The sequence below is a fragment of the Capnocytophaga sp. oral taxon 332 str. F0381 genome, assembly GCF_000318275.2.
In the GTDB taxonomy this organism is placed as follows: Bacteria; Bacteroidota; Bacteroidia; order Flavobacteriales; family Flavobacteriaceae; genus Capnocytophaga; species Capnocytophaga bilenii.
Map to the genome: position 1 here is coordinate 1 of NZ_KB291346.1, position 26918 is coordinate 26918.

The following is a 26918-nucleotide window of genomic DNA, read 5'->3' on the forward strand; positions in this document are numbered from 1 at the left end:
GCTCATCCTTCGCTCATCCTTCGCTCATCCTTCGGTGAGAAGAATTTTGAATTGTGGGACAGGTAGGACTTGTGGGAGTGGTGAGTGAATTTTGAATTTTGAATTGGGGGAGACGTAGTTTGTCCATTATTCATAATACCTTTGCAAAAAATAAAAAGAGATACAGACTTCGCTAGAAAGATATTATCAGCGAAACTAGTTAATAATTGAACTTTATTTTGTACCTTTGCGGCTATGAATGAGACTAACAACATTGCTAATGTACCGAGCTTAGTACCTATGAATGAGCGTACTAACAATTTTACACCTACCACTACACCTACCATTGAGCGTGGTAAAATACCGCCGCAGGATATTGATACTGAGGAGGTAATACTGGGCGCTATGCTAATTGACAAAAAGGGGGTAGATGATGTGATTGATATCCTTAACCCTGAGGTGTTTTACACTAAAGCGCATCAGCTTATTTATCAGGCTATGTTTGAGCTTTTCACACAATCGGAGGCTATTGACTTGCGGACGGTAACAAACCAATTGCGCAAGATGGGTAACTTGGAGGCTGTGGGGGGTGAACTTTACCTTATCAACCTTACGCAACGGGTATCGTCATCGGCTCACGTGCAGTTTCACGCGCGTATTGTGCTGCAAAAATTCATCAAACGGAAATTGATTGAAATTGCTGCTAATATTATTGAGGAGGCGTATGACGACACTGTGGATGTGTTTGACTCGTTGGATAACGCTGAACAGAAGCTGTATGAAGTTACACAGGGTAACCTGAAACGTTCAAGCGAATCGGCTAGTGATTTGGTTACTAAAGCTTTGAAGAAGATTCAGGATTTGGCAAACAAGACTGATGGTTTCAGTGGTATACAAACGGGCTTTACGAAGCTGGACTTGCTAACATCGGGTTGGCAGGCGAGTGACCTTATTATTATAGCGGCACGCCCTGCGATGGGGAAAACGGCGCTGACACTTACTATGGCGCGCAATATTGCAGTGGGGCAACAGATACCTGTAGCTTTCTTTTCGCTGGAAATGTCGTCAGTACAGCTAATTACTCGTTTGATATCTTCGGAAACAGGACTTACTTCGGAGAAATTGCGTACGGGAAAATTGGAGGATGCTGAGTGGGAAATTTTGAGTAACCGAGTGAAGGATTTGCAAAAAGCGCCTTTGTATATAGACGATACACCTTCTATTTCTATTTTCGACCTTCGTGCTAAGGCGAGACGTCTTTCAACACAATTTGGTATCAAACTTATTATTATAGATTATTTGCAGCTAATGACAGCTGGTAGTAAGGGTGTTGGAAATCGGGAACAGGAGATTTCTACGATTTCGCGTAACTTGAAGGCTTTGGCTAAGGAGCTTGATATTCCTGTTATTGCGCTTTCGCAGTTGTCGCGTGGTGTGGAAACGCGCCAAAGTAGCGGTCATAAACGTCCGCAATTGTCGGATTTGCGAGAATCGGGGGCTATAGAGCAGGACGCTGATATTGTTTCGTTTATTTATCGTCCTGAATATTACAAGATAGAGGTTTGGGATGATGAGTCGCAAACGCCTACTTCGGGACAGGCTGAATTTATAGTGGCGAAGCACCGTAACGGAGGTTTGGATAATATTCGCTTGAAATTTGAGGGGGCATTGGGTAAATTCTCTAATTTGGATGAGTTTACGGCGTTGCCTTATGCTACGCAAGAGTTTGGTTCGCGTATGAATACGGGTAGTGGCGAGGTGAATTTTGCGCCATTGCCTACAGGGTCGCCACAGGAGGCTTTTGGGGGCAATAGTGATGATGATGTACCTTATTAATGGTTATTGTTGAGGGTTAAATTCCAACTAATAAAAGCTATAAACAACTGACTGTAAGAGATTTAACTTACTACTGATGGTTTTTTGAAAAAAAAGTTGAAAAGTTTTTTGTAAAAAGTATGTTTATTTGTAAAAAATTACTTACTTTTGTGCGATAAATAACCAAAAAATAAATTTTTGCAATGATTAGAGATTATAGAGACATTGAGCTCACAGTAGAGCGTCCTACGCCTATTGACAAAGAGGTTTCTTGGGATAAGAGTAAGGTGATTATCAGTGAAACAGACGTTTATGGTCGTATTACCGATGCTAATGATGTGTTTTGTACAGTGTGTGGTTATAGCCGTGAGGAGCTAATAGGTCAGCCTCATAACATTATTCGTCACCCTGATATGCCAAAGATTACATTCAAATTGCTTTGGGATAACTTAAAGTTAGGCAATAACTTTGCGGGTGTAGTAAAAAACTTGGCTAAGAACGGTGAATATTATTGGGTAATTACAGACTTTGAAATGCGCCGTGACTCTATGGGTAACATTACGCACTATATAGCTCGCCGTAAATCAGTACCTAAAGGAGTGATAGACAACTATGTAACACCTTTGTACCAAACCCTTTTGAAATTGGAAAAAGTGGGAGGTATGGACTTGAGTGCTCGTTTCTTCAAAAACTATTTGGACAAACAGGGTAAAGACTATATAGACTTTATCATTGATGTGATGAACGAGAACCGTGAAAATGTTGCTTTCCAAGATATACCTATGGGCAACGTAGATACAAGTGCCGTTGTATCGGACGACATCGTAACTGTAAGCGATGCTATGAACGAAAAACGCAAAAGTTTCTTTGGTAGATTATTTTCATAATGACTTGGGATAAAGAGTTATTACTTTCAACAATTAAAAACTAATTATATATGTCGAATTTTATAAATCCTGTACCTACAATTCAGCGACCTACCCCTATTGACCGTGAAGTGCAATGGGATAAGAGTAAGGTGCTTATCAGCGAAACAGATGTCGCTGGTACTATTACCAAGGTGAATGATGTGTTCTGTAATGTATCACACTACACAGAAAGCGAACTTATAGGGCAACCTCATAACCTTATTCGCCACCCTGATATGCCTCGCCTTGTATTCAAGCTACTATGGGACAACTTGAAAATAGGTAACAACTTTGTGGGTGTTATTAAAAACTTGGCTAAAACGGGTGAATACTACTGGGTGGTAACTGACTTTGAAATGCGCCGTGATGGAATGGGTAATATTACTCATTATATAGGTCGCCGTAAGGCTGTTCCACAAGGTGCTATTGATAATTACTTGGCTCCTTTTTATGAATCGTTGCTAAAAATGGAGAAAATAGGTGGTGTGGAACTTAGTAGCCGTTTCTTTAAAAACTACTTATCTAAACAAGGTAAGGACTATATAGACTTTGTGATAAGTGTAATGTCGGAATCACAAAGTGCCTTTACCGTTGATAGTGTAAGCAGTGTGGATAGCAGTAACGCTACAGTTTCTGACGATATTTACCACGTGGATAATTCAATGAACGAAAAACGTAAGAACTTTTTTGAACGTTTGTTTACTTAATTGTAGTCATATTGATAATAGAAAAATCCCTGCGTATGGTATATGCGGGGATTTTTTTTGAGTTTAAATTTCTATGCTTCTTTTTTTTGATTTTACTTTTCACCCTACTGTAGAGCTGGTACTCCCTAATGCATATATTGCTGAGGAGCGAAATGGTTATTGTGTATTTTACAAAAGAGCAAACCAAGAGGTACTACAGAGCTTGCCTAACTGGGAACTATCGGTAGTGGAACGACAGGCGTTATCTATTGCTAATGAGTTGTTGCCTAATGTGTTATACCAAAAGCTACTAAAAAAAGGGGATACTTTTGAAAAGGCTTACCAAAACAAACAGACAAAAAAACACATTGAAGAGTACATTGAAAAAAAAACGGCTGAGCTACTACAACTAATTGCTGATAATGAGCTGTTTATCACTACTAACTACACTCATAAAGACGAATTGGTAAAGAAGCAATTACAGGTGCAAAAAACGCTTGTAGTGCCTTTACTGGAATTTACAAAGACAGATGAGGGTATTGAATACCGCTTGCTACTAAAGGATGGTGCTGCAAGTATTATCCCTTCGCAACACTCTATTGAACTGCTAAACAACTTGTATGGCTGGATTGTGATTGACCACAAGGTGGTGAGGGTGGAACACTTTAAGGGGTCATACTTAACTCCATTTTTGAATAAGGAAACTATTCATATACCGAAGCGCAATTTCCCTGAATACTTTGACAAATTCTTGAAAAAGCTGTTAAAACACACTGAAATAGACCCTAAGGGATTTGAAATTGTTAAAAAAAATGATATTGTAGCTACTGAAATTGAGTTGATATATGATTTTTTTGCTAATCATTACAAATTACAGCTAAATTTTGACTATGGTGGTTATATATTTGGCAGTCATCAGCGTAAAGAGGTACAATCGGAGTTGAAAATATACGATGATGGGGGTATTGTTATCTATCAATACAAGCGAAATAAAGAAGAGGAGGCTAAAAAATACGATTTTTTGACAGCTATGGGCTTTGATGAGGAAGCAGGGAGCTTTTGGGTGAAGGATGAGAATCCTTTTGGCAGTTACTTTCTGTTGGTTGCTCATAAAGATGAACTTGAAAAGGCAGGGTTTAGTTTCAAAAAATTTGTAATAGAGGGAGATAAGGAGGTTGGTTTTGGGGATAGTAAGCTTATTTTTGGGGATACTCAAGGGGATAATGATTGGTTTGATTTATCTATTAGGGTAGCGCAAGGCGATGAGGAGTTTGCTTTTAAGGATTTGATAGAGAATATAAAGGCGGGGAATCCTGTATATGATTTGGGAAATGGGAAAGTGTTTATCATTCCGCAGGAATGGTTTAGTAGGTTTCATTCGATTGCTAAATATGCGAGGGTAACCCAAGAAAAGTTGCAATTGCCTAAAAGTAACTATGCCTTATTGGAGTCGGTACCAGAAATAAAACCTCAGACATTAGTAGAGAATGTGGTTTATACAGCTTCTCCTAATTTGAAAGCTACTTTGCGTCCGTACCAAATAGAGGGGGTTACGTGGCTTTTGCAGCATTATTACAATGGTGTAGGGGCTTGCCTTGCAGATGATATGGGACTGGGGAAGACCTTGCAAACGATTGCTCTTTTGGTGCATATACACGATAGCTTGCCTGAAAAACTGGGTGAAGGAGGGGATTTGTTTTCGGGAATAACATCGCAAAAAGAGCCGCTACGGGCTTTGGTGATATTGCCTTCATCGTTGATATTCAATTGGTATGATGAGACCAAGCGCTTTGCTCCGCATTTGAAATGTACCCAATATGTGGGCAATACGGCTGAGCGCAAGCGCAAAGTGCGCCGCCTTGTAAATTACGATATCATTTTCAGTAGTTATCCGATAGTGGAACGGGATAGTAAAGAGCTGCAACAGCTTGATTTTAGGTATATTATATTGGACGAGAGCCAGCGTATAAAGAATAAAAATTCTAAGACTTTTAAGGCTATCAATGGGTTGCAGGGGGTACATAGGATTGCGCTAAGTGGTACACCTATAGAAAATTCGTTGAGCGATTTATGGTCGCAGATGCAATTTATCAATCCTAATATTCTGAAAAGTTATGCGGCTTTTCACAAGAACTACGAGGTGGCAATTAGCAAAAATAAGGATACGCAGGCACTGGAAGAGCTAAAAACAATCATTAGTCCGTTTTTGCTAAGGCGTACTAAGGAACAGGTGCTGGACGACTTGCCTGAAATGGAAAGCCAAATAGCTTATTGTGAGATGAGTGAGGAACAAAAGAAGTGGTATGAGAGTGAAAAATCTAAGGTGAGAAATCAGCTATTGGAGATAGATGCGCCACTGACGGAATTCAACGCTCTGAATATGCTTACGAAATTGCGACAGATAAGCAATCACCCTAAATTGGTGGACAAAGAAAGTGCCATAGCTTCGGGCAAATACGAAGAGGTAGTGCATTGTATGGAAGAATTGCTACAGGCATCGCATAAGGCACTTATATTCAGTAGTTTTGTATCGCACTTAGCTCTTTACGAACAGTGGTGCGATACTCACAAGATAAAATATGCGAAACTGACGGGAAGCACGCCTACTGAGGAGCGCAAGAATGAAGTAGCTTTATTTCAGCAACAAGCTGATGTGCCTTTCTTTTTTATATCGCTAAAGGCTGGCGAGGTGGGGCTGAACCTTACTGCGGCTTCCTATGTGTTGCTGTTAGACCCTTGGTGGAATCCTTTTTCGGAACGACAGGCTATTGCGAGAGCACATCGTATAGGACAACGCAACAAGGTGAATGTAGTGCGATTTGTGAGCAAAGATACTGTAGAAGAGAAAATTATCAGGCTGCAACAGGCAAAGACGAGCTTATTTGAAGATGTAGTAGGCGAGGATAATTTCATCAGGGAAGTGATTGATAATATTGAAGAATTGCTATAACGAGGGATTATGAGGTAGCTTTGTGGCGTGAGAAAAATTCATCATTCATTATTCATTATTCAAAATTAATTTGTATCTTTGCATCATTATGAAGATAAAACTATTTAAATTACCGAAGAATAAACGCTTTAATTATACGCCACGTTATTACGAGGGGAAAGAAGCTGGAAATGCTTTTGAGATGGGCTCTCGCATTAGAAAAGATAGAGAGACGGTAAGCAACCACTTTACGGAACAATGGCGGAAAATACGCAGCGAAAGTAGAAATAAGAAAAATAGGGAGTTTAACAAGGTTTTTTGGATTGTATTGGTGGTGTTGTTACTGATAACGCTCTATTTTTTTGATTTTGATTTATCAATTTTCACGGCAAAGCGTTAAGCTGCCCGAGCGTGCTTTGCCCTTACAATAAATATAAATATTATGGCTATGAGAATAAAAAAAATAGGGTGGATAGTATTGTTTTTGCTACTAACGATAAGCGGGCGAGCACAGGCTTTTTTTGATAAATTGGAAGCTCATAAAGATATAACAAGTGCTACTGTAACACAAAAGATGTTCCAAATGCTTGCTAAAATAGCGAGTGAAGGAGGAGAATCTAAAGAATATGTAGCTTTTGTATCGAAACTAAAGAGTATGAGGGTATTTACTACCGAAAACCAACAATCAGGGGCTTTGCTAAAAAGTGAGGCTTTGCAGTATGTGAAAGCGGCATCACTATCGGAGGTGCGTATGAAAACGCAAACACAAAATACAAAATTCTATGCTAAAGAAAATGGTTCGGATAAAATAAGTGAGTTGCTTATATTCGTAGATTCTAATGAGCATAGCAAAAAGACGGTTTTGCTGTCGCTCATAGGAGATATAGAACTTAGCCAAATAGGAACCTTAACAAAGAATATGAATCTTCCAAACGAAGTAAAAGATATAAAATAGCAATGGCGAGATTTGAATTTAAATTACCAGCAATGGGCGAAAGTGTAGCAGAGGCTACTATCACTCATTGGCTAAAAAAAGTTGGCGACCGTGTAGAAGCCGAAGAAACTATTGTGGAAGTGGCTACTGATAAAGTAGACTCAGAAGTGCCGTGTGAGGTAACGGGCGTAGTAGCCGAAATACTTTTTGATGTGGATGCTGTAGTACAGGTGGGGCAGGTAATGGCTATCATAGAAACTGAAGGTGATAGTGCAGTAGTGGCTGAAGAATTGCCTCCTACAGTGGCACAAATGGCAGAAAACTTGACTGCCGATATTGCTGCTATCAAGGAAACAACGCTTGCAGTTGGTGATTTTAGCAATGCTGATAGGTTTTATTCGCCTTTAGTGAAGAGTATTGCACAAAAAGAGGGAATTGGACTAGAGGAAATGAGCCGCGTGAAGGGTACGGGCTTGAATAATAGGGTTACCAAAGATGATATTCTTAATTATGTAGCTCAACGTAGTAATAAAGCTGCGGCTGGGACTACGTTATCAGCTCCTCCTGCAAGCAATACAAATACACCTACAGTAGAACGTACTTACAGCCAGCGCGGTGAGGAACGCATTGAGATGAGCCGTATGGGCAAACTCATAGCAGAACATATGAGCCATAGTAAGCATACCTCAGCACACGTACAAAGCTTTAGTGAGGTGGATGTAACACGTATTTGGCAGTGGCGTAACAAGGTAAAGAAAGCTTTTGAAGCACGAGAAGGTGAGAAGTTTACTTTTACGCCTATCTTTATGGAAGCAGTAGCTAAAGCGTTGGTTGATTTTCCGCTAATGAATATTTCAGTGGAGGGAAATACTATCATTAAGAAGAAAAACATCAATATAGGTATGGCTACAGCACTACCTGATGGCAATTTGATAGTTCCTGTTATAAAAAATGCTGATGAACTGAGTTTGCGAGGTATGACCAAAGTAGTAAATGACCTTGCTAATAGGGCTCGTTTGGGGCAATTAAAACCTGATGAAGTGAAAGATGGTACTTATACAGTTACCAATATAGGGTCGTTTGGGAATGTGTTTGGCACACCTATTATCAATCAACCACAAGTGGGTATTCTGGCAATAGGAGCTATACGAAAAGTACCTGCAGTAATTGAGACAGCTGAAGGTGATGTGATAGGTATCCGCTATAAAATGATGCTTTCGCATAGTTATGATCACAGAGTTGTGAACGGAGCTTTAGGAGGTATGTTTGTGCAACGTGTAGCTGAGTACCTTGAGCAATGGGATGTGAATAGGACATTATAAGAGGTTAATTTTATATGTATATAAAAAAACTGAAAGCCTTTGGGACTTTCAGTTTTTTTATGTGCATATAATACAAAGGTATTAATCAGCTCTGTCGTGTAAATAAGAGTTATTCTTTCGTAATTGAGTATCACCTGCGCTATCTTTAGCTACTGAAGTACGTGATTGGGCAACACTACTCCCGAAAGTGTGATTATACTTTGAGAGGTAACCTGAACGGTTGTTATTAAGCACTTGGTCTATAGTAGCATTTTCAGGGGTAGGTTTTATACCTCCTAATAGTTCTTCTTCGTCAAACATAGTCATCTGGACAGGTGCTGAAGGTTGTTGCTGCTTTGTTTCAACACGATGTATAGTGATTTCGCTTTTATTAGCTTCTTTGTTTTCTGAAAAAGGCACGGGCTTAGCATCACGTAGTGTTCTTTCAAACTCTATATATTCATTATATGAATATTGCGGTGTAAGTACTGCTTTATTAGTAGGTGAAAGCTGATTAGCTGATTTATTATCGTTAGACACTTGGCGTGCTACTGTTGCTTCGGTAGTAATATGACGTTGGTTACTTGATGATTCCTGTATTGAGACTCCTTGGTTAGGAGTCGAAGGCTTTGGGGGCGTTTTATCTACTATTATAAAGCTATCATCAGCTGTTACATATTCGCAATCTGTCCAAATATTAAACAAGTCGGAAAGTGAAGGTTCTTTTTTAATTTCGGGTACAGCAGGAATTGGGTAAGATGATTGTACTACTGCAGCTTTAGGTTCAGTAAAATCACGCTCAATGATAGTTTGGTTTTCACCAAGTACGTGGTTAATACGTTTAGGTTCAGCATTCACTATCAATTGTTGTTGTTCAGTAGTAAAGCCTGTAGCGGTAACCGTTACTGTAATAGCTCCTTTAGGTACGGTATCATCTTCGCCCATACCAATAAAGATATCAAGTTCGCCTCCTGCTTGTTCTTGGATATAGTTAGTGATAATTTCCATTTCTTCAGGAGTAATCTCATCTTCTGCATTGAACACTACCAATAATAAAGATTTTTTAGCTCCTGTAATTTTGTTATCATTAAGCAAAGGTGAGTTCAATGCCGCTGTAACAGCTTTAATTGCACGGTCTTCACCATCAGCTGTTGCTGAACCCATAATAGCTGTACCACCATCTTTAAGCACCGAACGAGCATCTTCCATATCTATATTTACCATATAGTTAGCACTCACCAATTCGGCAATACCCTTAGCTCCTTTTAGTAATATTTCATTAGCTTTGTTATAGCTCTCGGACATCTTCATTTTGCCATATACTTCAGTAATTTTATTATTATTAATAATAATCAAAGAGTCTACAGCTTCTTGAAGTTTTCTAATTCCTTCTTTAGCTTGTCGTGAGCGTACAGGACCTTCATATGAGAAAGGTGTAGTAACGATTCCCACAGTAAGGATTCCCTTATCTTTTGCTATTTTAGCAATTACGGGAGCAGCACCTGTACCTGTACCACCGCCCATACCAGCAGTTATAAAAACCATCTCGGTATCATCGCCAATAGCTTCCTCTATTTCTTTAGAACTTTCTAGAGCAGCAGCTTCACCTACTGCTGGCTTAGCTCCTACTCCAAGTCCTTTAGTAAGTGCAAGACCTAATTGTACTTTGTTAGGTACAGGGCTATTTTCAAGGTCTTGTTTATCTGTATTACATACAATATAATCTACTCCTTTTATGCCCTGATTGAACATATAATTGACGGCATTACCTCCGCCACCTCCAACTCCTATAATCTTAATATAGTTGCTGTTATTTTTTGGTAAATTAAACTGAACTATTTGCTGTTCCATATCCATTATAATTTATTTTTTTCACTATACGACTTCTTTCCATATTACTTTATTATTCATCCTCTTCATCATCATCCTCATCTTTTTTGTTGAACGTGTTTAAATATCCTTTTATTTTATTTCCTAATGATCTTATTGTAATAGAAATACCTTTTTTCTTTTCTTTTTTGTCATCCTCTTCATCATCTTCTTCATAATCATCATCATTATTCTTTTCTTTTGCCTTAATCTCGTGTTTTAATTGCTGTTCCTTTTCTTTCTCAGCCTCTTCATTTTGCTGTCTCAACAAATCTTCTTGTTGTTTTTTCAAACGCTCCTCTTCCTCTTTTTTCTTCTGTTTTTCTGCCAACAGCTTTTTTATTTGTTCTTCCTTTTCCTTTTCAATAGCACACATTACAAGCCCTATAGAAGTAGCGTATGTAGGTACTCTCAATTCCTCTCTATTATTATCTAATACTAAATATTCATCGGGGTAGCCCACACGCGTATTCATACCCGTAATATATTTCACTAAGTGTACAATATGTTGCATTTGGCTTCCGCCTCCTGTAAGTACAATCCCCTCGTGTAGCTTGTTCTTTACATCTTCGTGACCATAGCTTTTTATCACATTATGCACCAAGTTGATAATCTCACTCACACGTGAATGAATAATTTTCGACAAGCTCTTCAGAGAAATCTCTTTAGAATTTTTCCCTGGTATAGTTATTATTTCATTTTCAGGTATTTCTCCAGGCCAAGCCGAACCAAAAGTAACTTTCACTTCTTCGGCATATTTAGCATTAATACCATATGCCGATTGTATATCTTCAGTTATGATAGCTCCTCCAAAAGGAATTACTGCAGCGTGGCGAATAATACCTTCTTTAAATATAGCCACATCGGTAGTACCACCTCCTATATCCACAAGCACCACTCCACCTTCTTTTTCATCATCTGTAAGAACAGCTTCTGCCGAAGCTATAGGCTCTAAGGTAATATCAATAGCCTTTAGATTTGCCATTTCGATAGTGCGGTTCACATTGTTGATAGCACTTGTTTGTCCTATTACCAAATGATAAGTAGCATCTAAACGCCCACCTACCATTCCTATAGGGTCTTTAATATCACTTGTGCTATCTACTTTGTAATACTGAGGAAGTGCGTGAATGATTCTCTCGCCAGCTCCCAAAGTAATCGCATTCACTTGTGATTTTAAGCGTTCTAAATCATCTACATCTATTAACTTCTCTGGTGAAATACGTGATATATAATCACTATGTGTACGAGTGCTTATATTCTGCCCCGATATCCCTACCATTACCTCTTTTATATCAACATCTGCGCTTCTTCTTGCCTGTTCTGTCGCCTGCATCACTGCAGTTGCTGTCTTTGATAGGCTCATAGCCACCCCTTTACTGATCTTCTCCTGAGGTTTAGAGACTCCATAACCCAAAATCTGTATCTTCCCATTTCTATTAGTCGTCCCTACCATCGCTACAACTTTTGTTGTACCTATATCTAACCCCACATAAATTTTATTACTTTCCATACTTTACTCGTTTTTGTTTATCTAACTCTATCATTTTCACTTTTTTTATTGTCATATATTTAAAAAATTAGGAAATTTATTGTTATTATCGTTTTATATGACTTCTTTTCACGTAGCAAAAGTAATTATTTTTTTTCAACCTTACATTATCTTTTTATAAATAAGTTATTAACAATTTTATAAACAATTGATAATCATTTATCAATGATAACAACTTTAACATTTCATAAACTCCAAGCTGTATTTTTCTCTTGCAGCTACCAAATCTGCCTCTGTATCTATCCCTATACTACCTATTTCGGTAACAGCAAGACGCAATTTATAACCATTCTCTAAATACCTCAGCTGCTCCAATTTTTCTACCTCTTCTAATGAAGAAACAGGTAAACGTGTAAATTCTTGCAAAGCCTCCTTTCGGTAAGCATAAATACCTATATGTTTGTAATACAAAGCTTTACTTTTTTCATCACGCATAAAAGGTATTGCCGCACGCGAAAAATACAATGCATCATTATCTTTATTCATCACCACCTTTACATTGTTAGGATTGGCAATATCTTCGGGAGTAGTAATACGTTCTGCCAAACTTGCCACCGATACATTCCTTTCGCTATCCTCTCGGAAAATAGCAATTAGTTTTTGTAAATTCTCTTTAGCCGTAAAAGGCTCATCACCTTGTACATTTACAATTATATCTACATTTAAATTCTCTGAAGCCTCAGCCAAGCGGTCGCTGCCACTATTGTGTTCTTTTTGGCTCCTAATCACACTGCCACCTGCCGCCTCTATCACTTGTGCTATACGGTCGTCATCGGTAACCACATACACTTCTTCAAATAATTCTGTGCGTACCACAGCCTCATAAGTACGCACTATCACAGGTGCCCCACAAAGGTCTTGCATCAGTTTAGCAGGAAAACGAGTTGCACCATAACGCGCAGGAATCATTGCTATTATTTTCATATATCAAAATATCATTATACCATATAAAAGGGACTATCTCTTTTTTCAAGACAGTCCCTTTCGTCATATATTATTTCTATTATCCCTCTGTTTGCGGCTTCATTTTGAAGTCTTCCATAAACTTGGTCGTATAATTACCCGCCAAGTAATTAGGGTCATCCATCAATTGCAAATGGAAGGGTATAGTTGTTTTTACACCTTCTACTACAAACTCATCCAATGCTCGGCGCATTTTAGCTATCGCCTCCTCGCGTGTTTGAGCTGTCGTTATAAGCTTTGCTATCATCGAGTCGTAGTTCGGCGGAATCACATAACCACTATACACGTGCGTATCCAAACGAACACCGTGCCCACCAGGAGCGTGAAGTGTTGTTATCTTACCCGGTGAAGGACGAAAATCATTATAAGGATCTTCTGCATTGATGCGGCATTCTATAGCGTGTAATTTAGGAGTATAATTCTTCCCTGATAAAGGCACCCCCGAAGCCACCAATATTTGTTCCCTGATAAGGTCATAATCAATTACTTGTTCTGTAATAGGGTGTTCCACTTGAATACGAGTGTTCATCTCCATAAAGTAAAAGTTTCTATCCTTATCCACCAAAAATTCTATTGTTCCAGCACCTTCATATTTTATAAATTCAGCAGCTTTCACAGCAGCCTCACCCATACGCTTACGCAAATCTTCAGTCATAAAAGGTGAAGGAGTTTCCTCAGTAAGCTTTTGGTGACGGCGTTGTATAGAGCAATCGCGTTCCGATAAGTGGCAAGCCTTACCATATTGGTCGCCTACAATTTGAATTTCTATGTGGCGAGGGTCTACGATCAGTTTCTCCATATACATAGCATCATTACCAAAGGCAGCTCCCGCCTCCTGCATTGCGCTATCAAGAGCTTTTTCAAGATCCTCCTCTTTCCACACATCACGCATACCACGTCCCCCGCCTCCAGCCGTAGCTTTTAGCATTACAGGGTATCCTATTTCGGCAGCAGTTTTTTTAGCGTGTTCCAACGATTGTATCAAACCGTCAGAGCCAGGAACTGTAGGTACGCCAGCTGCTTTCATTGTAGCCTTAGCAGAAGCCTTATCACCCATTTTTTCTATCATTTCAGGTGAAGCTCCTATAAATTTGATACCGTGTTCAGCACAAATTTTAGAGAACTTAGCATTTTCGCTCAAGAACCCATATCCTGGGTGAATAGCATCTGCATTTGTAATTTCGGCAGCAGCTATTATATTAGGTATTTTCAAATAGGAATCCTTGCTTGGTGGAGGTCCTATACATACAGCCTCATCAGCAAAACGAACGTGTAAACTATCGGCATCGGCGGTAGAATATACAGCTACCGATTTGATGCCCATCTCGCGGCAAGTGCGTATTACGCGCAATGCTATCTCCCCTCGATTGGCTATTAATATTTTTTTGAACATACTTGCTTTTTGTTATGATGGATCTACCAAAAATAGTGGTTGGTCAAACTCTACAGGTGTAGAATCTTCCACCAATATCTTCACTATTTTTCCTGATACCTCCGATTCTATTTCATTAAAAAGTTTCATCGCCTCTATAATGCATATCACACTACCTTTGGCTACTGTCGAACCTACTTCTACAAAAAGTGGCTTATCAGGACCAGGACGGCGATAAAAAGTACCTATCATAGGCGATTTGATGGTTATGTATTTGCTATCTTCACTGTCAGCCGCAGGTTTTGCAGGCGCTGCTTCATTGCCTGTTGGCACTATAGGTAGTGTTTGTAAGGCTTGTTGTGGTTGGATAGACAACTGTGGTAGCTGCTGAGCTACAGGTAATTGCTGCACATATACTTCTCTGTTGGTCTCATCAGGGTTTGTTTTTATGGTAATCTTTACATCATCCATCTCCAACTTCACCTCACTCGCACCTGACTTTGCAACAAATTTAATCAAATTTTGAATGTCTCTTAAATCCATAGTGTTTATCTATTTTGCTCAATCGTTGTTTTTATATTATATATTTAGCTGTTGTAAGCCCATTTCAAGTAAAGTGCTCCCCAAGTAAAGCCACCACCAAAGGCAGCCATTACTATGTTATCACCTTTTTTTAGTTGTTTTTCGTAATCATTAAGGGCAAGAATGATAGTTGCCGAAGTAGTATTACCATATTTGTATATATTCAGCATCACCCTTTCCGCAGGTAGCCCCATTCTATCAGCAGTAGCATCTATAATACGTTTGTTAGCCTGATGTGGCACCAACCATTGCACATCGTCTTTAGTCAACCTATTGCGTTTTATAAGCTCCTCTGCTACATCTGCCATACCTGTAACTGCGTATTTAAATACTGTTTTTCCGTCCTGAAACACAAAGTGTTCCTTGGCAGCTACCGTTTCTGCTGTAGTAGGACACAACGAACCACCCGCTTTTATATACAAGTAGTTACGCCCTATGCCATCACTTTTTAGCAATTCATCTTGTACCCCTAAGCCTTCGTAATTAGGCTCAAAAAGTGCAGCACCAGCGCCATCGCCAAATATAATACAAGTAGCCCTATCTGTATAATCAATGATTGACGACATTTTATCAGCACCCACTAAAAGTACTTTTTTATAACGTCCCGATTCTATATATTTGGCTGCTAATGATACCCCAAACAAAAAGCTAGAACAAGCCGCTTGCAAGTCAAACGCAAAAGCGTTGGTAGCACCTATTTGTGTAGCTACATAAGGACCTGTGAGTGCTACAGGCATATCGGGAGTAGCTGTTGCCAATATAAGTAAATCAATTTCTTTAGGGTCTATTCCCTTTTTGTTTATCAAGTCTTTAGCTGCCTGAATAGCCAAAAACGAAGTCCCTTTATTAGGGTCTTTCAGTATACGTCTTTCTTTTATGCCCGTACGTGTGTATATCCATTCGTCATTGGTATCTACCATCTTTTCCAACATAGCGTTGGTAAGTACATCTTCAGGGACGTAGCCTCCTACACCCGTAATGGCAGCAGTTATTTTATTCATTACTAACTAATTTTTATGTACGTTTTTTGCGCTGTTCGCTCTATGATAAAAAGCAATCACTGCGCAACCGTACAAATTTTGGCGCAAAAATACATAATTATTTTTGATTTACTACAAAAAAATTATTTTTTTAACACGATTGTCTATTTCGCTCTTTATTATTCATAGGTATTTACCTACTTAAATTTTGGTGAATTTATAGTTATTTGTCCTTGTCTTTAGCAGTGTATTTATTGTAAAGGAAGGAAGCTATCATTAGTAGTACGCCCAACAATACAAATACCACCGTTTTGCGCAAAGTATCCAAATGAGTAATATCGTAAAAGAATAACTTCAGCACACAAAAGCTAATAAGTATAATCCCCGATAGTCGTAGGTATTTTTTGCTGTTGAATATCCCCATAACTATCAGTAGTACAGCATAAGCCCCCCACAAAATTGTGAGACCCAGCTTATAATTAGCTGTAGCATCATATAGTTCCGTCCAATGCAAAAGTTCGCTACTACCTATCCACAAACACACCAAGTGGAATAGCAGCTCCAATACTTTCTTGGGTTGCTCTTTAAATTCCAAATATTGTTGCAAACGATAGATTGTATAACACAGCACCGCAAAGGCTGCAATTCCTATATAACGCACGTTTAAGAACCACCACGAAAGTTGATATACATTATAAAACGCAATATAACGCCCACGCAATTCGCTGAAATTGTACAAGCCAAGCGTTATAAACACTATTCCTATAAGAAAAGCAACTACTATTTGTATTTCGGCAAGCAGTTTGCTTTTCATATATCGTCTATTTATCCAGCTGTAAAGCCCCACAAAGAGCAAGGTATATATAATTATTGATGATTGCTTAAAGAGTTCAGCATCATTGTGTAGCACATTATCAAACACACCATTATTAAATTGCAAAGCTCTCAATTCCCAAAGCAAGTTTATTTGTCTTGTAAAGGTATCGTAAAATGGTATTACCGAAAGCGCATTGAAAACCACTGCTAAAGTGTTGTAATCCTTATCTGTTTTATGACGATAATGGGTATATGCCACCCAGCCCATAGCAACACTATAAAGCAATGAATTAATAAATAATGAATTAGCAAAAGGTACTGTATAGTCAAAAGTTGATATATCTATCACCCAGCTTATGGTGGCTAAGGTCATCACTGCATAACTGATGCGTTCATACAGTATCAGTTTTTTTGTTCTTCCAAACCAAAAAAGCAGTGCTGCCTCTACACTCCATAATAAAGTTATCCACGTACCTTCAAATTGTATCGGGATTACCAAGGTAGCAAAAGATAACGCCAATACTAGCACCAAGTATTTGAGGTTTGTATGCACTTGCTTGTGGTGAAAATAACTTGCTATAGCAAAGTGTAAAAGAGCATTAGCAAGGGTAAAGAGTGCTATAGGAGTACGTGCAGGGTTGTACTGCTCGTTTAGCAGCCAAGCTCCTATGCTGTAAAACAACAAGCTATTGGCTAAAAATACAGTTACATCTATACTGCTAAGCTCTGCCCCTTTTTGTATTTTCTGAGCAATAAACGAAGCGTAAAACGTTAAGAATGTAACGATACTGAAACTAAAAAATGCCCCGAAGTGTTCAGGCTGATAGGCAAGCCCCCACATAGAGAGCAGTAATAGCCAAGTGATTAAAAATGCTGAAACAAACAGCGACCTCCATTGCTTGTAGAAGGAAATTACTATCACTCCCACATTGATAATAGCTGTATAGATAAATAGGATATCTACACGCCCCGAATTGTTACTCAGCAAGAAAGGTACTGCATAGCTACCCACAAGCCCTATAATGGCAATCACTACTTGGTTATAATTAAGAGCTGCTGCTATGGTGAAAGCGGTGAAGAGAAACATCAGTGCAAAGGTAGCTTCTTGCCCAAAGTAACCAAACATCGTATAAGCCACAAAGGTAACAAAATAGAATATAGCCATTGCACCACTCACCAATACAGCGCTAAAGCTAGTGTATTTTTTCTTGAGTATAGCTCCAAAAACAAAGAGCCCTACGCCTGTAAGATAGCCTAAAGCGAGGCGCATTGCAGGGCTGATAAGGTTATGGTCTATAGAGTATTTTACCCCTATAAACACACCTATTAGTATAATAGCAATTCCTATTTTGCTAAACAGGTTTTCACCTATAAAACGCTCCCAATCCCAATCGGTTTTTAGCCCCATCATATCACCTATAGATTTTTCAAAGGCTGGTGCTTCTGCTTTCTTAGGTTCTTCTATTATTTGAGGAGCTTCGGGTATTACTTCTTCTGCCGCAGGAGATATTTCGGCTTCTGTCTCTTCTACGATAGGAGGCACTTCAGTTACTACCTCTTCTGCAACAGAAGGTACTTCAGCCACTACTTCTTCTACAGTAGGAGCCTCAGCTACCACTTCTTCTGTAGCAGGAACTGTCATAGGAGCTTCAACTACCTCTTCTGTTGCCACTACTTCAGGGCGAGCGGTAGCTCTCAGTTCCCATATTGTTTGCTTGATGCCTTTCATTTCTTTGATGAAGCTGTATTGTTTATCAACCACTTCATCTACTTTATTGAGCAAGGCTTCTAAATCTTTTTCAGTAACCATAGGCGTAATCCTCATATTTAGAGTACAAATATACGTTATTTTTTTTAATTACACACTATATTAGAAAAAAAAACTTTGCCAAAGGTTTTAGTTCCTTTGGCAAAGCGCATATATGTATTTTTGTTTTAAGACTGAAGTCTGAAGTTGATAGGATAAGCAAAAGTAACTGGTGTAGGTTTGCCACGTTGCTTACCAGGTATCAATTTAGGGAGTTTTTCTATAATACGTTTAGCTTCGTTTTCAAGTAATTTATCGGTACCACGTACGCCAAGCACTGTAATAGAACCATCGGTATTGATACGGAAACTTACGTTTACTTTACCTTGAATACCCATTTCGAGTGCTGCAGGGGGATAAACAAAGTTTTTGCTAACGTGCTTATCAAGGTTTTCTTTGAAGCATTGAAATTGTTTGTCTTTAGGAACATTTTTGCAAGCTTCAAACATAGGTTTGTCCTCAATAATTGTAAAAGGCACATCAATAGGCACATCTTCTACAGCTGTATCTGTAGATTGAATTGTGCTAACGTCAGCCACTTTGTCTTCTTTTTTAGTTTCAGTAGTAGCAATTTGAGCTTCCTCAATCTTAGCGTCGTTTTCAACGATTTTCACATCTTCTACTACTGCTGGTGGCGGTGGTGGCGGTGGTGGCGGAGGCGTATCAGGAGCTTCCATTACGAAGTTCTCTTGTTCCTCATCAAGCTGCTTATTCATCTCGCTCTGGCGGTCGTCTTTTACAGTTTTGTCATACACCTTAGCTTCAAAACCCCACAAGGTAAGCCCAGAAACTATAGCAAAACCAATCGCAAAGAACAACCCACTACTTTTTGCCAAATCGGCTTTCGGATTTTTTTTAGGTTGCATAATGATGATTTTTAAAAAAGTTATTAAATATTTCCCTCTTGACAATTACCTAAAGAGTACTCGGAATCTTGTCATAAAACATAAAGCAACAATTGTGCCAAAAGTGTTAAAAAACACATCCATAATATCGCCACTGCGATTTACGGTTAAGGAACCTTGCAATAGCTCTATCAGTCCGCCCAAAATTACAGCCGTTATAAAAGCCCATAAGAAGCATTTTTTGGTGCTGTGAAAGCGTTTTGTTTCGTTGTAAAACGCTGCTATAAATAGGCAAGTGTAACCAAAATAGAACCCAAAATGGGCAATTTTATCTAAATAAGGAATGCGAGGCGCATCAGGCACTTGGGGCGGCGAAATAAAGCAGAGTGTAACGATAATTATCACCCACACTGCCCATAGAATAGTGTATTTATACTTGAGCATATAATTCGTTATATTCTTCTTCCGATAGTAAAAGGTCGTATTCCTGCGGTTGGGTAGGTTTTATTTTAATAATCCAACCTTCGGTATAAGGGTGTTTGTTTACTTTTTCAGGATGCTGAAGCAATTCTTCGTTGAAGGCTACAACTTCACCTGCAATAGGCATAAAAAGGTCTGAAACCGTTTTTATAGCTTCAATAGTGCCAAAGATAGCATCTTGCGCCAGAGTAGTACCTACGCTTTCCACATCCACATAAACAATATCGCCCAACTGCTGTTGTGCAAAATGTGAGATACCCACAGTAGCGGTATCTCCTTCAATGGTTACCCAAGTGTGTTCTTTACTGTATTTCATAGTTTTAATTGTTCTACTACGCTTCTATCATTAGCCAAACGTTGTATTTTGTTTTGTCCGCCCAATTTACCTTGCGCTTTCATATAGGCAGCAAAACCACCCGTTGGCACTTTAGTGATTTTGAGAGGTTGTAGTACTTTGCCTTGTATAAGGTCGTAATAATACATATTTTGTTTTTGTAATGCCTCGTCTATAAGTCGGGCAAAAGTTTTCATATGCTTAGGCATTGTTTCGAACTCTACAAACCATTCGTGATAGGGCAATTCGCCTTGTACAGGGTTCACTTGGGGGGCTACTGTAAATTCGGTAATGCGCGCCCCTGTAGCTTCCAAAGCTACCTGCATAGCTTCTTCCACTTCTTTAGCAATCACGTGTTCGCCAAAAGCCGAAATAAAATGTTTAATACGCCCCGTAACTACGATGCGGTAAGGCGCCAACGAGGTAAATTGAACAGTGTCGCCTATATTATAACCCCACAAACCTGCGTTGGTAGAAATAATAAGTGCATAATTCACCCCCAGCTGTACCTCTTTCAGTGGAATACGCTTTGGCTGCTCTGTAAAGAAACTATCAGCTTCTATAAACTCATAGAATATCCCCGAATTGAGTTGCAAAAGCATTCCTTTTTCAGTTTGCGAATCTTGGTAGGCAAAAAAGCCCTCGCTGGCAGGGTACAGCTCTATGCTATCCACCTTTCGCCCTATAAGGTGTTCAAACTTTTGCCTATAAGGTTCGTAATTAACGCCCCCGTAAATAAAAAGATTAAAATTAGGAAACAATTTACCTACTTTTATGCCCGCACGACTGTAAAGACGCTCAAAGTACATCAGTACCCACGAAGGAATACCACTAATGAGGGTCATATCTTGAGAAAAAGTTTCTGTTACAATAGCTTCTACTTTAGTTTCCCAATCTTCAATACAATTTGTTTTATAAGAAGGCATACGATTTCGCTGCAGATAAGCAGGTACGTAGTGGGCTACAATACCCGAAAGGCGACCTACTTTGATGCCATTCTTTTCGCTAAGTATAGGACTACCTTGCAGAAATATCATTTTGCCATTTACAAAATCAGCTTTTTTGGTTTCGTGTATGTAGCACAATATAGCATTGCGAGCGTTCTGTATGTGGTGTGGCATAGAATCTTTGGTAATAGGGATATACTTAGCCCCACTGGTAGTACCTGAAGTTTTAGCAAAATAGAGCGGCTTGCCACGCCATAGCACATTTTTTTCGCCCTCCACTACCCTATCTATATAAGGGCGCAGTGCCTCGTAATCGCGTATAGGCACACGCGCTACAAAATCTTCATAAGTTTTAATCTCGGCAAAGTGGTGTTCTTTGCCAAAAGCTGTGTTTTGAGCATCGGTAATGAGCTTTTCAAACACTTTTTGTTGTGTTTCTATTGGTTTTTTTGCCCAACTATCTATCTGTTTTTTTACGATAGAAGCAAATATTTTGGACAGCAATGATTTTATCATAACTTCTTGCGCATTTTTCTGATACTATGCCGTTTGCCCGATAAGCGAATAGGATTTGCCATCTTAGCATTTGTCAGCACCTCTGGGGCTATATGGCATTCGGCATTTGGAAATTTATCTAAATAGTCATTTTGCCAACTCTCAACAGGATAGAAAGCGCGAAAAGGTTCGCACTCCACCACAATAGGCTGTGTATAGCTTTTTGCCAAACGCTTGAGGGCACTTTGGGCAATTTGCTGTTGCTGCGTATCTATATAATAGATGCCTGTGCGGTATTGAGTTCCCACATCATCACCTTGTTTGTTGAGGCTCGTGGGGTCTATAGTTTTAAAAAAAAGAGTTAGTATTTTCTTGAATGACAGAATTGTAGGGTCGTAAGTAAGAGCAACGCACTCGGCATAGCCTGTAGTACCTGTACTTACCTGCTTATAGGTAGGGTTAGGGGTATGCCCATTCACAAACCCCGATTGTGCCTTTATAACACCGCGTACTTGTTTAAAAAAATGTTCTGTGCCCCAAAAGCAACCTCCTGCTAAATAAACTGTAGCCGAAAGGGCTTTGAATTGTTTTTCTATTTTCTTTTTCGCTTGTTTTTTCTTTTTCATTCGTAAATTCCACCTAAAAATTAGCGTTTTGCTAATATCATTCTGTCATTTCCTGATAAATCTTTTCTTATTTCTACTTTGCTAAATCCTTTTTGTAAAAGCATCGCCTTCATTGGTTCCCCTAAATACTGATTTATTTCAAAAAACAGTCTCCCGTTTTCTTTAAGAGCTGTGCGTGCCAAAGAGGCTATTTGCTCATAAAATACCAAAGGTTGCTCATCGCCAACAAATAGTGCTGTATGGGGTTCGTAGTTGAGAACATTGGCGCTCATCTGTGCTTTTTCAGACTCACGTACATAAGGGGGATTAGATACAATTACATCATATTGCTCTGTGAGTGAAGGCGTAGCGAGTATATCCTGCTGCTGCCAGCGAATAGTTACCTCGTTATTAGCAGCATTAGTTTGAGCTACTGCAAGGGCTTCGCCCGAAATATCAATAGCTGTTACTGAAGCCTGTGGCAGTGCTTTAGCCAGCGATATGGCAATACAACCACTACCGGTACCTATATCTAGAATGCTTAGGGGGTGTTTTTCTGTATTCAATTCGTTTAGCACCCAGTCTACCAACTCTTCGGTCTCGGGGCGAGGTATTAGTACTGCTTTATTGACGATAAACTTATGTGAATAAAACTCCGTTTCGCCCAATATGTATTGTATAGGTACGTATTCTTTAAGAGCTTCAACAGCTTTTTTTATAAGCACCAAACTATTGGCTGCAACCATAGTATCAGGTGCTGCCAATAGTTCTGTTTTTGTATATTTTCCGTAATGAGTAAGCAGTAAAAAGTAGAATGCCTGTATTTCCGCAGGGTCGTAGAGGCTATTCAGGGATTGGTAAATAAAGTTTTTTAAGGCTGAAAATGTCATTAATTGATGCGTATTTGTTGCCCTACGCGCAAGTTACTACTTGATAGGTCGTCTAAATTATTGAGTTTCATCAATTGTTTTACGGGCACTTGCTGCTCGCGGGCTATTTTATAAAGCGTGTCGCCTGTTTGCACCTCATAGTAATCTTTTACGGCAGGAGGGGGGGTAACAGCTACCTCTGTTTTTTTAGGAGGTAGATTTTTAGACGATTCTTGCTTTTGTGGTTGCTGTTTGGGGGTTTCTTTTCGTTCTATAGTTTTAGCAATTTCTTTTTCAGTAGGTTTAGGAGTTTCCTTTACCTCTGTTTTTGGGGTTGTGTTGCGTGTTACTGTTTTTTTGGCAATAGCAGTATCATCGGGTTGTGGGGTTGTGGTGTTTTGCGGCAATTTGGGGGTGGGTGTAGAAACGATATCAGAACCAAAGGTGAGGCTTGATTGTTTCATTTCGGCAACCACTTGCAAATCGTATTGGTGCAAGTTGAATTTTTGTATAAGGGCTATGAGTTTTCTTGCATAGGCAGGGTCGGTAGCATATCCTGCTTTTTTAAGACCGTGCGCCCAAGCCTCATAGTCGGTAATAAGCAAATCAAACAAAAAAGAATATCTACCTCGTTTGTTGAGGAAAGTAGAGTGGTCTTCAAACGACTGTTCTTCGTTGTCGTATTTTCTGAAGCACTCTCGCTTTTCATCGTCATCGTGAGTAATAGTTTTTCCGTTCCAAGTAGCGTGGCATTTAATACCGAAGTGGTTTTTGCCGTGTCGTGCTAATCGCCCTTGTCCGGAGGCACTTTCTAAAATACCTTGTGCTAAAGTGATGCTTGCTGGGATTTTGTAGCGCATCATCTCAATCATAGCAATGTCTTTATACTTTTGGATATATTCCTTAGTAACCGACTCGGTAACCCTCATAGGTGGAGGCACCTCGTGGAAGTCGTCTTCGGTGAAATCTTTCTGAATGCTTTGTGCTTCTACCAAAGCTTTAGTGCGTTGTGTTAGTTCTATGTGTGTGGGTTTCTTAGTTTCTACAACAGTACGCTGCCCTCGGTAGGAAACCGTGTGAGGGTTGTTCTTACTCTTGTAATACTTATCAGAACACGATGAAAAAACAAACAGATATAGCAATAGCAAACTAAATCGTCTCATCATAATTCAAAATAATTTTTTGTTTTGCTCTTCTTTTTTTATTAATTCCTTTTATACCTTGCAAGCCTCCAGTATGTATTGCCAATATTTTGGTATTGGGTGCAAAATATCCTTTACTTGCGAGGGCAAAGATAGCAAAAATCATTTTACCTACATATATAGGGTCTAACGGGATACCCGTTGAATTGTTAAAATCATTTAAAAAATTTATGAGTTCGTCATTCACTTTGGCATAGCCGCCAAAGTTGTAATCATACACCAAATGCCAATTGGTTTTATGGGTGTATTGCCTGATGATATTCTCAAGGAAATCAGCGCCTTTTAGGGCTGGAAAGCCTATAACTGTTTGGTGTGGCTCACTTGCTTCTATTAGTCCTGCTATGGTGCCGCCTGTACCTACAGCGGTGCATATCACATCAAAAGCGCTATCTTGGGGGGTAAGAATCTCGGCAGTGCCTTTTACTGCTAAAGCGTTGGTGCCGCCTTCGGGAGCTATGTAAACATTTGAGCCAAAACGATTTACAAGCATTTCTAAAAACTGAGGCGAGGTTTTGTTACGATAATCACTACGCGAGACAAAGAAGAGCTGCATACCACAACTTTTGCAAAACTTTAACGTGGGATTAACGTCAATTTCACATTCTAATTCGTCTCCGCGTATCACTCCGATGGTTTTTATCCCCATTAAATTGCCTGCAGCTGCAGTAGCTGCGATATGATTGGAGTAAGCTCCACCAAAAGTAAGAATAGTATCTTTGCCTTCAGCCAATGCTTGTTGTATGTTGTATTTCAGCTTTCGCAACTTATTGCCCGATACCAATGGGTGGTTCTTATCCTCCCGCTTGATAGTGAGCTGAATGCCATCGGGAAGAGGGAGGTGTACCTGTTGGTTTTCTATCTGTAAATTGTCAAATCGCAATGTTTCCATTCGTATTTATAATTCAAAAAACTATTCGTACCTAAGTGCCTCTACAGGGTTTAATTTTGAAGCTTTGATAGCGGGATACAAGCCCGATACTACAGCTACTACCAGCGCAATAACAATGGCAATGAGTATCACTCCCCAAGGTATTACAAACTGAAATTGAACAGCTTGTGCAATTACATAGCCTAAACCGACCCCCAACACGATACCCGTGAAAGCACCTAATAGTGCTATCATTAGTGTTTCGGTGAAAAACTGCAAGGTGATGAGCTTGCGTTTGGCTCCTAAAGCCTTGCGGATACCTATCTCACGAGTGCGTTCGGTTACCGATACGAGCATTATATTCAGCAGGGCTATAGAAGAGCCTAAAATGGTAATCAGCCCGATGAGAAAGCCCGCAATGGTGAGTACATTGGTAATCTCGCCCAATCGTTGCAGAAGGTCATCACTGCGTTCTATCCCAAAATTGTTTTCTTGCAAGGGCGACAAGCCTCGCAGGCTGCGCATTGTAAGTACGGCATCATTTACAGCTAAATCCATTTGGGCTTTGGTAGGGACGCTTACTTTTAGCTGGTAATCTAAATTTGTTATAGGGAATATATTCCGTGCGAGTTGTAAGGGTATTAGTACCTGAAAATTTTCGTAATTACCAAATGAGGAGGCTTGCTCTTTGAGAACGCCAATAATGCGCAAGGGGGTACCTCGCACTGAAATAATTTTGCCTATAGGGTTTACACCTTTGAGGAGTGTCGTGGTAAAATCAACTCCTATTACGCATACATTTACATTGTTTTGTATATCAAAATCGCTGAAGCCTCTGCCTTGCTCTATAGTGAGATTGGAATTCGCTATATAGTATTCATCTACCCCCACTACACGTGCCAGCGGGTCGGTTTTTTTGTTTTCGTATTTTACCTCGAGTGAAGAAGCTGCATCTACCGAGATACTTATCTTGGCAAAAGGCAAGCTCAATTGTTCTTTAAAGTTTTTAGCATCGTTATAAGTGATGAGGGGGTGCGGTTTTTGGGTAGTGCCACTGCCTTCGGCTCGTTGTGAATACTGATAGCGGGTAATGAGGAAAGTATTGGCACCCATAGAAGAAAAATTACCTTCGAGGGTATTGCTAAGGGCTGTAATCACACTGAGAATACCTACTAAGGCAGTAATACCGATAGCGATAATCACCACGGTGAGTATCGTGCGCAAAAACTGTGCTTTGATAGCACTGATAGCGATTTTTATATTTTCTAATACTACAACGAACACTTGATAAGTTTGCTTGTTTTCGGCAAAGGTACGAAAATAATTATTAATGGTTAACGATTGATGATTATTTTTTAATGAGTAGTGCGTTAGGAAAGGTGCGAGCCGCACTGGCTTCACATACTCGGTTGTGCCAGCTCGGTGCGAGCCGCACTGGCTTTTATCCTTCGGTGCGAGCCGCACTGGCTTTTATTCTTCGGTGCGAGCCGCACAGGCTTTTATCCTTCGGTGCGAGCCGCACTGGCTTTTATTCTTCGTCACATACTCGGCTGCGCCAGCTCGCCGACTTTCCTTCGCTCATCCTTCGCTGATCCTTCGCTCATCCTTCGCTGAACCTTCGCTCAAGGAACAAGTGGGAGGGGGGAAGAATTGTGAATAAAGTCCTCTCCCCCGTTCCCCCTCCCCAAAAGGGAGGGGGCAGTGCGCAGTAGTGCTGTGTGGGGGATATAAAGTGAATTCTGAATAAAGTCCCCACCCCCGTTCCCCCTCCCCAAAAGGG

23 protein-coding genes are annotated in these 26918 nt (G+C 39.7%); 7 read left to right on the forward strand and 16 right to left on the reverse strand.

Features of this window, described 5'->3' with window-relative positions; genetic code table 11:
- Window positions 1-234 precede the first annotated feature (234 nt).
- The 7 genes from dnaB to HMPREF9075_RS11700 all read left to right on the forward strand — a co-directional run bounded on the left by dnaB (window position 235) and on the right by HMPREF9075_RS11700 (window position 8573).
- Window positions 235-1815, forward strand: a complete 1581-nt coding sequence (dnaB, locus tag HMPREF9075_RS11670) for a replicative DNA helicase (protein ID WP_009416809.1) — start codon at window positions 235-237, stop codon at window positions 1813-1815.
- A gap of 182 nt (window positions 1816-1997) precedes the next feature.
- Entirely contained in the window at window positions 1998-2681 is a 684-nt protein-coding gene (locus HMPREF9075_RS11675; RefSeq protein ID WP_009416810.1) for a PAS domain-containing protein, read from the forward strand.
- A 50-nt stretch (window positions 2682-2731) separates the two neighbouring features.
- Window positions 2732-3409, forward strand: a complete 678-nt coding sequence (locus HMPREF9075_RS11680; protein WP_009416811.1) for a PAS domain-containing protein — start codon at window positions 2732-2734, stop codon at window positions 3407-3409.
- A 73-nt stretch (window positions 3410-3482) separates the two neighbouring features.
- On the forward strand, window positions 3483-6338 hold the full coding sequence (locus tag HMPREF9075_RS11685; RefSeq protein WP_009416812.1) for a DEAD/DEAH box helicase: 2856 nt from the start codon (window positions 3483-3485) through the stop codon (window positions 6336-6338).
- Window positions 6339-6426: 88 nt separating this feature from the next.
- Window positions 6427-6717 carry a hypothetical protein gene (locus HMPREF9075_RS11690; RefSeq protein WP_009416813.1) on the forward strand — a complete coding sequence of 97 codons (291 nt, stop codon included), beginning with the start codon at window positions 6427-6429 and terminating at the stop codon, window positions 6715-6717.
- Window positions 6718-6765: 48 nt separating this feature from the next.
- A complete protein-coding gene (locus HMPREF9075_RS11695; RefSeq protein WP_034557705.1) occupies window positions 6766-7272 on the forward strand; it encodes a DUF4252 domain-containing protein in 507 nt (168 codons plus the stop codon).
- Between the two features lie 2 nt (window positions 7273-7274).
- Window positions 7275-8573 carry a dihydrolipoamide acetyltransferase family protein gene (locus HMPREF9075_RS11700; RefSeq protein WP_009416815.1) on the forward strand — a complete coding sequence of 433 codons (1299 nt, stop codon included), beginning with the start codon at window positions 7275-7277 and terminating at the stop codon, window positions 8571-8573.
- A gap of 81 nt (window positions 8574-8654) precedes the next feature.
- Here HMPREF9075_RS11700 and ftsZ read toward each other — a convergent pair whose 3' ends face one another.
- The 16 genes from ftsZ to HMPREF9075_RS11780 all read right to left on the reverse strand — a co-directional run bounded on the left by ftsZ (window position 8655) and on the right by HMPREF9075_RS11780 (window position 26422).
- The gene (gene ftsZ, locus HMPREF9075_RS11705) at window positions 8655-10409 is read right to left on the reverse strand and encodes a cell division protein FtsZ (protein WP_009416816.1); all 1755 of its coding nucleotides are present in this window, start codon (window positions 10407-10409) and stop codon (window positions 8655-8657) included.
- A 46-nt stretch (window positions 10410-10455) separates the two neighbouring features.
- Entirely contained in the window at window positions 10456-11934 is a 1479-nt protein-coding gene (gene ftsA, locus HMPREF9075_RS11710; RefSeq protein ID WP_009416817.1) for a cell division protein FtsA, read from the reverse strand.
- Between the two features lie 216 nt (window positions 11935-12150).
- Window positions 12151-12897 carry a 3-deoxy-manno-octulosonate cytidylyltransferase gene (kdsB, locus tag HMPREF9075_RS11715; protein ID WP_009416818.1) on the reverse strand — a complete coding sequence of 249 codons (747 nt, stop codon included), beginning with the start codon at window positions 12895-12897 and terminating at the stop codon, window positions 12151-12153.
- A 79-nt stretch (window positions 12898-12976) separates the two neighbouring features.
- Window positions 12977-14329, reverse strand: a complete 1353-nt coding sequence (gene accC, locus HMPREF9075_RS11720) for an acetyl-CoA carboxylase biotin carboxylase subunit (RefSeq protein ID WP_009416819.1) — start codon at window positions 14327-14329, stop codon at window positions 12977-12979.
- Between the two features lie 12 nt (window positions 14330-14341).
- Window positions 14342-14851, reverse strand: a complete 510-nt coding sequence (gene accB / locus HMPREF9075_RS11725; protein ID WP_009416820.1) for an acetyl-CoA carboxylase biotin carboxyl carrier protein — start codon at window positions 14849-14851, stop codon at window positions 14342-14344.
- Window positions 14852-14895: 44 nt separating this feature from the next.
- Window positions 14896-15891 carry a beta-ketoacyl-ACP synthase III gene (locus HMPREF9075_RS11730; RefSeq protein WP_009416821.1) on the reverse strand — a complete coding sequence of 332 codons (996 nt, stop codon included), beginning with the start codon at window positions 15889-15891 and terminating at the stop codon, window positions 14896-14898.
- Between the two features lie 202 nt (window positions 15892-16093).
- Window positions 16094-18496 (reverse strand): DUF2339 domain-containing protein, encoded by a 2403-nt coding sequence (locus tag HMPREF9075_RS11735; protein ID WP_034557699.1) that lies wholly within the window; start codon window positions 18494-18496, stop codon window positions 16094-16096.
- Window positions 18497-18621: 125 nt separating this feature from the next.
- Entirely contained in the window at window positions 18622-19359 is a 738-nt protein-coding gene (locus tag HMPREF9075_RS11740; RefSeq protein WP_009416823.1) for an energy transducer TonB, read from the reverse strand.
- Between the two features lie 45 nt (window positions 19360-19404).
- Window positions 19405-19782 carry a VanZ family protein gene (locus HMPREF9075_RS11745; protein ID WP_009416824.1) on the reverse strand — a complete coding sequence of 126 codons (378 nt, stop codon included), beginning with the start codon at window positions 19780-19782 and terminating at the stop codon, window positions 19405-19407.
- A complete protein-coding gene (gcvH, locus tag HMPREF9075_RS11750; RefSeq protein WP_009416825.1) occupies window positions 19769-20134 on the reverse strand; it encodes a glycine cleavage system protein GcvH in 366 nt (121 codons plus the stop codon). The genes HMPREF9075_RS11745 and gcvH overlap by 14 nt, the downstream gene beginning before the upstream one ends.
- The gene (locus HMPREF9075_RS11755) at window positions 20131-21615 is read right to left on the reverse strand and encodes a GH3 auxin-responsive promoter family protein (protein WP_009416826.1); all 1485 of its coding nucleotides are present in this window, start codon (window positions 21613-21615) and stop codon (window positions 20131-20133) included. Before HMPREF9075_RS11755 ends, gcvH begins: the two co-directional genes overlap by 4 nt.
- Window positions 21612-22220, reverse strand: coding sequence for a peptide-methionine (S)-S-oxide reductase MsrA (gene msrA / locus HMPREF9075_RS11760; protein ID WP_009416827.1), 609 nt, complete (start codon window positions 22218-22220; stop codon window positions 21612-21614). The genes HMPREF9075_RS11755 and msrA overlap by 4 nt, the downstream gene beginning before the upstream one ends.
- Before the next feature lie 20 nt (window positions 22221-22240).
- Window positions 22241-23089, reverse strand: coding sequence for a peptide chain release factor N(5)-glutamine methyltransferase (gene prmC / locus HMPREF9075_RS11765; protein WP_009416828.1), 849 nt, complete (start codon window positions 23087-23089; stop codon window positions 22241-22243).
- Window positions 23089-24234 carry a glucosaminidase domain-containing protein gene (locus HMPREF9075_RS11770; RefSeq protein WP_009416829.1) on the reverse strand — a complete coding sequence of 382 codons (1146 nt, stop codon included), beginning with the start codon at window positions 24232-24234 and terminating at the stop codon, window positions 23089-23091. The genes prmC and HMPREF9075_RS11770 overlap by 1 nt, the downstream gene beginning before the upstream one ends.
- Window positions 24218-25159: a 1-aminocyclopropane-1-carboxylate deaminase/D-cysteine desulfhydrase gene (locus HMPREF9075_RS11775; protein WP_009416830.1), complete on the reverse strand. Its 942-nt coding sequence runs from the start codon at window positions 25157-25159 to the stop codon at window positions 24218-24220. The genes HMPREF9075_RS11770 and HMPREF9075_RS11775 overlap by 17 nt, the downstream gene beginning before the upstream one ends.
- Before the next feature lie 21 nt (window positions 25160-25180).
- Window positions 25181-26422 carry an ABC transporter permease gene (locus HMPREF9075_RS11780; protein ID WP_034557717.1) on the reverse strand — a complete coding sequence of 414 codons (1242 nt, stop codon included), beginning with the start codon at window positions 26420-26422 and terminating at the stop codon, window positions 25181-25183.
- Window positions 26423-26918: the final 496 nt, after the last annotated feature.

Coding starts and splice junctions, on each gene's coding strand:
- dnaB (WP_009416809.1), top strand. CDS start 235: ATGAATGAGACTAACAACATTGCTAATGTACCGAGCTTAGTACCTATG.
- HMPREF9075_RS11675 (WP_009416810.1), top strand. CDS start 1,998: ATGATTAGAGATTATAGAGACATTGAGCTCACAGTAGAGCGTCCTACG.
- HMPREF9075_RS11680 (WP_009416811.1), top strand. CDS start 2,732: ATGTCGAATTTTATAAATCCTGTACCTACAATTCAGCGACCTACCCCT.
- HMPREF9075_RS11685 (WP_009416812.1), top strand. CDS start 3,483: ATGCTTCTTTTTTTTGATTTTACTTTTCACCCTACTGTAGAGCTGGTA.
- HMPREF9075_RS11690 (WP_009416813.1), top strand. CDS start 6,427: ATGAAGATAAAACTATTTAAATTACCGAAGAATAAACGCTTTAATTAT.
- HMPREF9075_RS11695 (WP_034557705.1), top strand. CDS start 6,766: ATGAGAATAAAAAAAATAGGGTGGATAGTATTGTTTTTGCTACTAACG.
- HMPREF9075_RS11700 (WP_009416815.1), top strand. CDS start 7,275: ATGGCGAGATTTGAATTTAAATTACCAGCAATGGGCGAAAGTGTAGCA.
- ftsZ (WP_009416816.1), bottom strand. CDS start 10,409: ATGGATATGGAACAGCAAATAGTTCAGTTTAATTTACCAAAAAATAAC.
- ftsA (WP_009416817.1), bottom strand. CDS start 11,934: ATGGAAAGTAATAAAATTTATGTGGGGTTAGATATAGGTACAACAAAA.
- kdsB (WP_009416818.1), bottom strand. CDS start 12,897: ATGAAAATAATAGCAATGATTCCTGCGCGTTATGGTGCAACTCGTTTT.
- accC (WP_009416819.1), bottom strand. CDS start 14,329: ATGTTCAAAAAAATATTAATAGCCAATCGAGGGGAGATAGCATTGCGC.
- accB (WP_009416820.1), bottom strand. CDS start 14,851: ATGGATTTAAGAGACATTCAAAATTTGATTAAATTTGTTGCAAAGTCA.
- HMPREF9075_RS11730 (WP_009416821.1), bottom strand. CDS start 15,891: ATGAATAAAATAACTGCTGCCATTACGGGTGTAGGAGGCTACGTCCCT.
- HMPREF9075_RS11735 (WP_034557699.1), bottom strand. CDS start 18,496: ATGGTTACTGAAAAAGATTTAGAAGCCTTGCTCAATAAAGTAGATGAA.
- HMPREF9075_RS11740 (WP_009416823.1), bottom strand. CDS start 19,359: ATGCAACCTAAAAAAAATCCGAAAGCCGATTTGGCAAAAAGTAGTGGG.
- HMPREF9075_RS11745 (WP_009416824.1), bottom strand. CDS start 19,782: ATGCTCAAGTATAAATACACTATTCTATGGGCAGTGTGGGTGATAATT.
- gcvH (WP_009416825.1), bottom strand. CDS start 20,134: ATGAAATACAGTAAAGAACACACTTGGGTAACCATTGAAGGAGATACC.
- HMPREF9075_RS11755 (WP_009416826.1), bottom strand. CDS start 21,615: ATGATAAAATCATTGCTGTCCAAAATATTTGCTTCTATCGTAAAAAAA.
- msrA (WP_009416827.1), bottom strand. CDS start 22,220: ATGAAAAAGAAAAAACAAGCGAAAAAGAAAATAGAAAAACAATTCAAA.
- prmC (WP_009416828.1), bottom strand. CDS start 23,089: ATGACATTTTCAGCCTTAAAAAACTTTATTTACCAATCCCTGAATAGC.
- HMPREF9075_RS11770 (WP_009416829.1), bottom strand. CDS start 24,234: ATGATGAGACGATTTAGTTTGCTATTGCTATATCTGTTTGTTTTTTCA.
- HMPREF9075_RS11775 (WP_009416830.1), bottom strand. CDS start 25,159: ATGGAAACATTGCGATTTGACAATTTACAGATAGAAAACCAACAGGTA.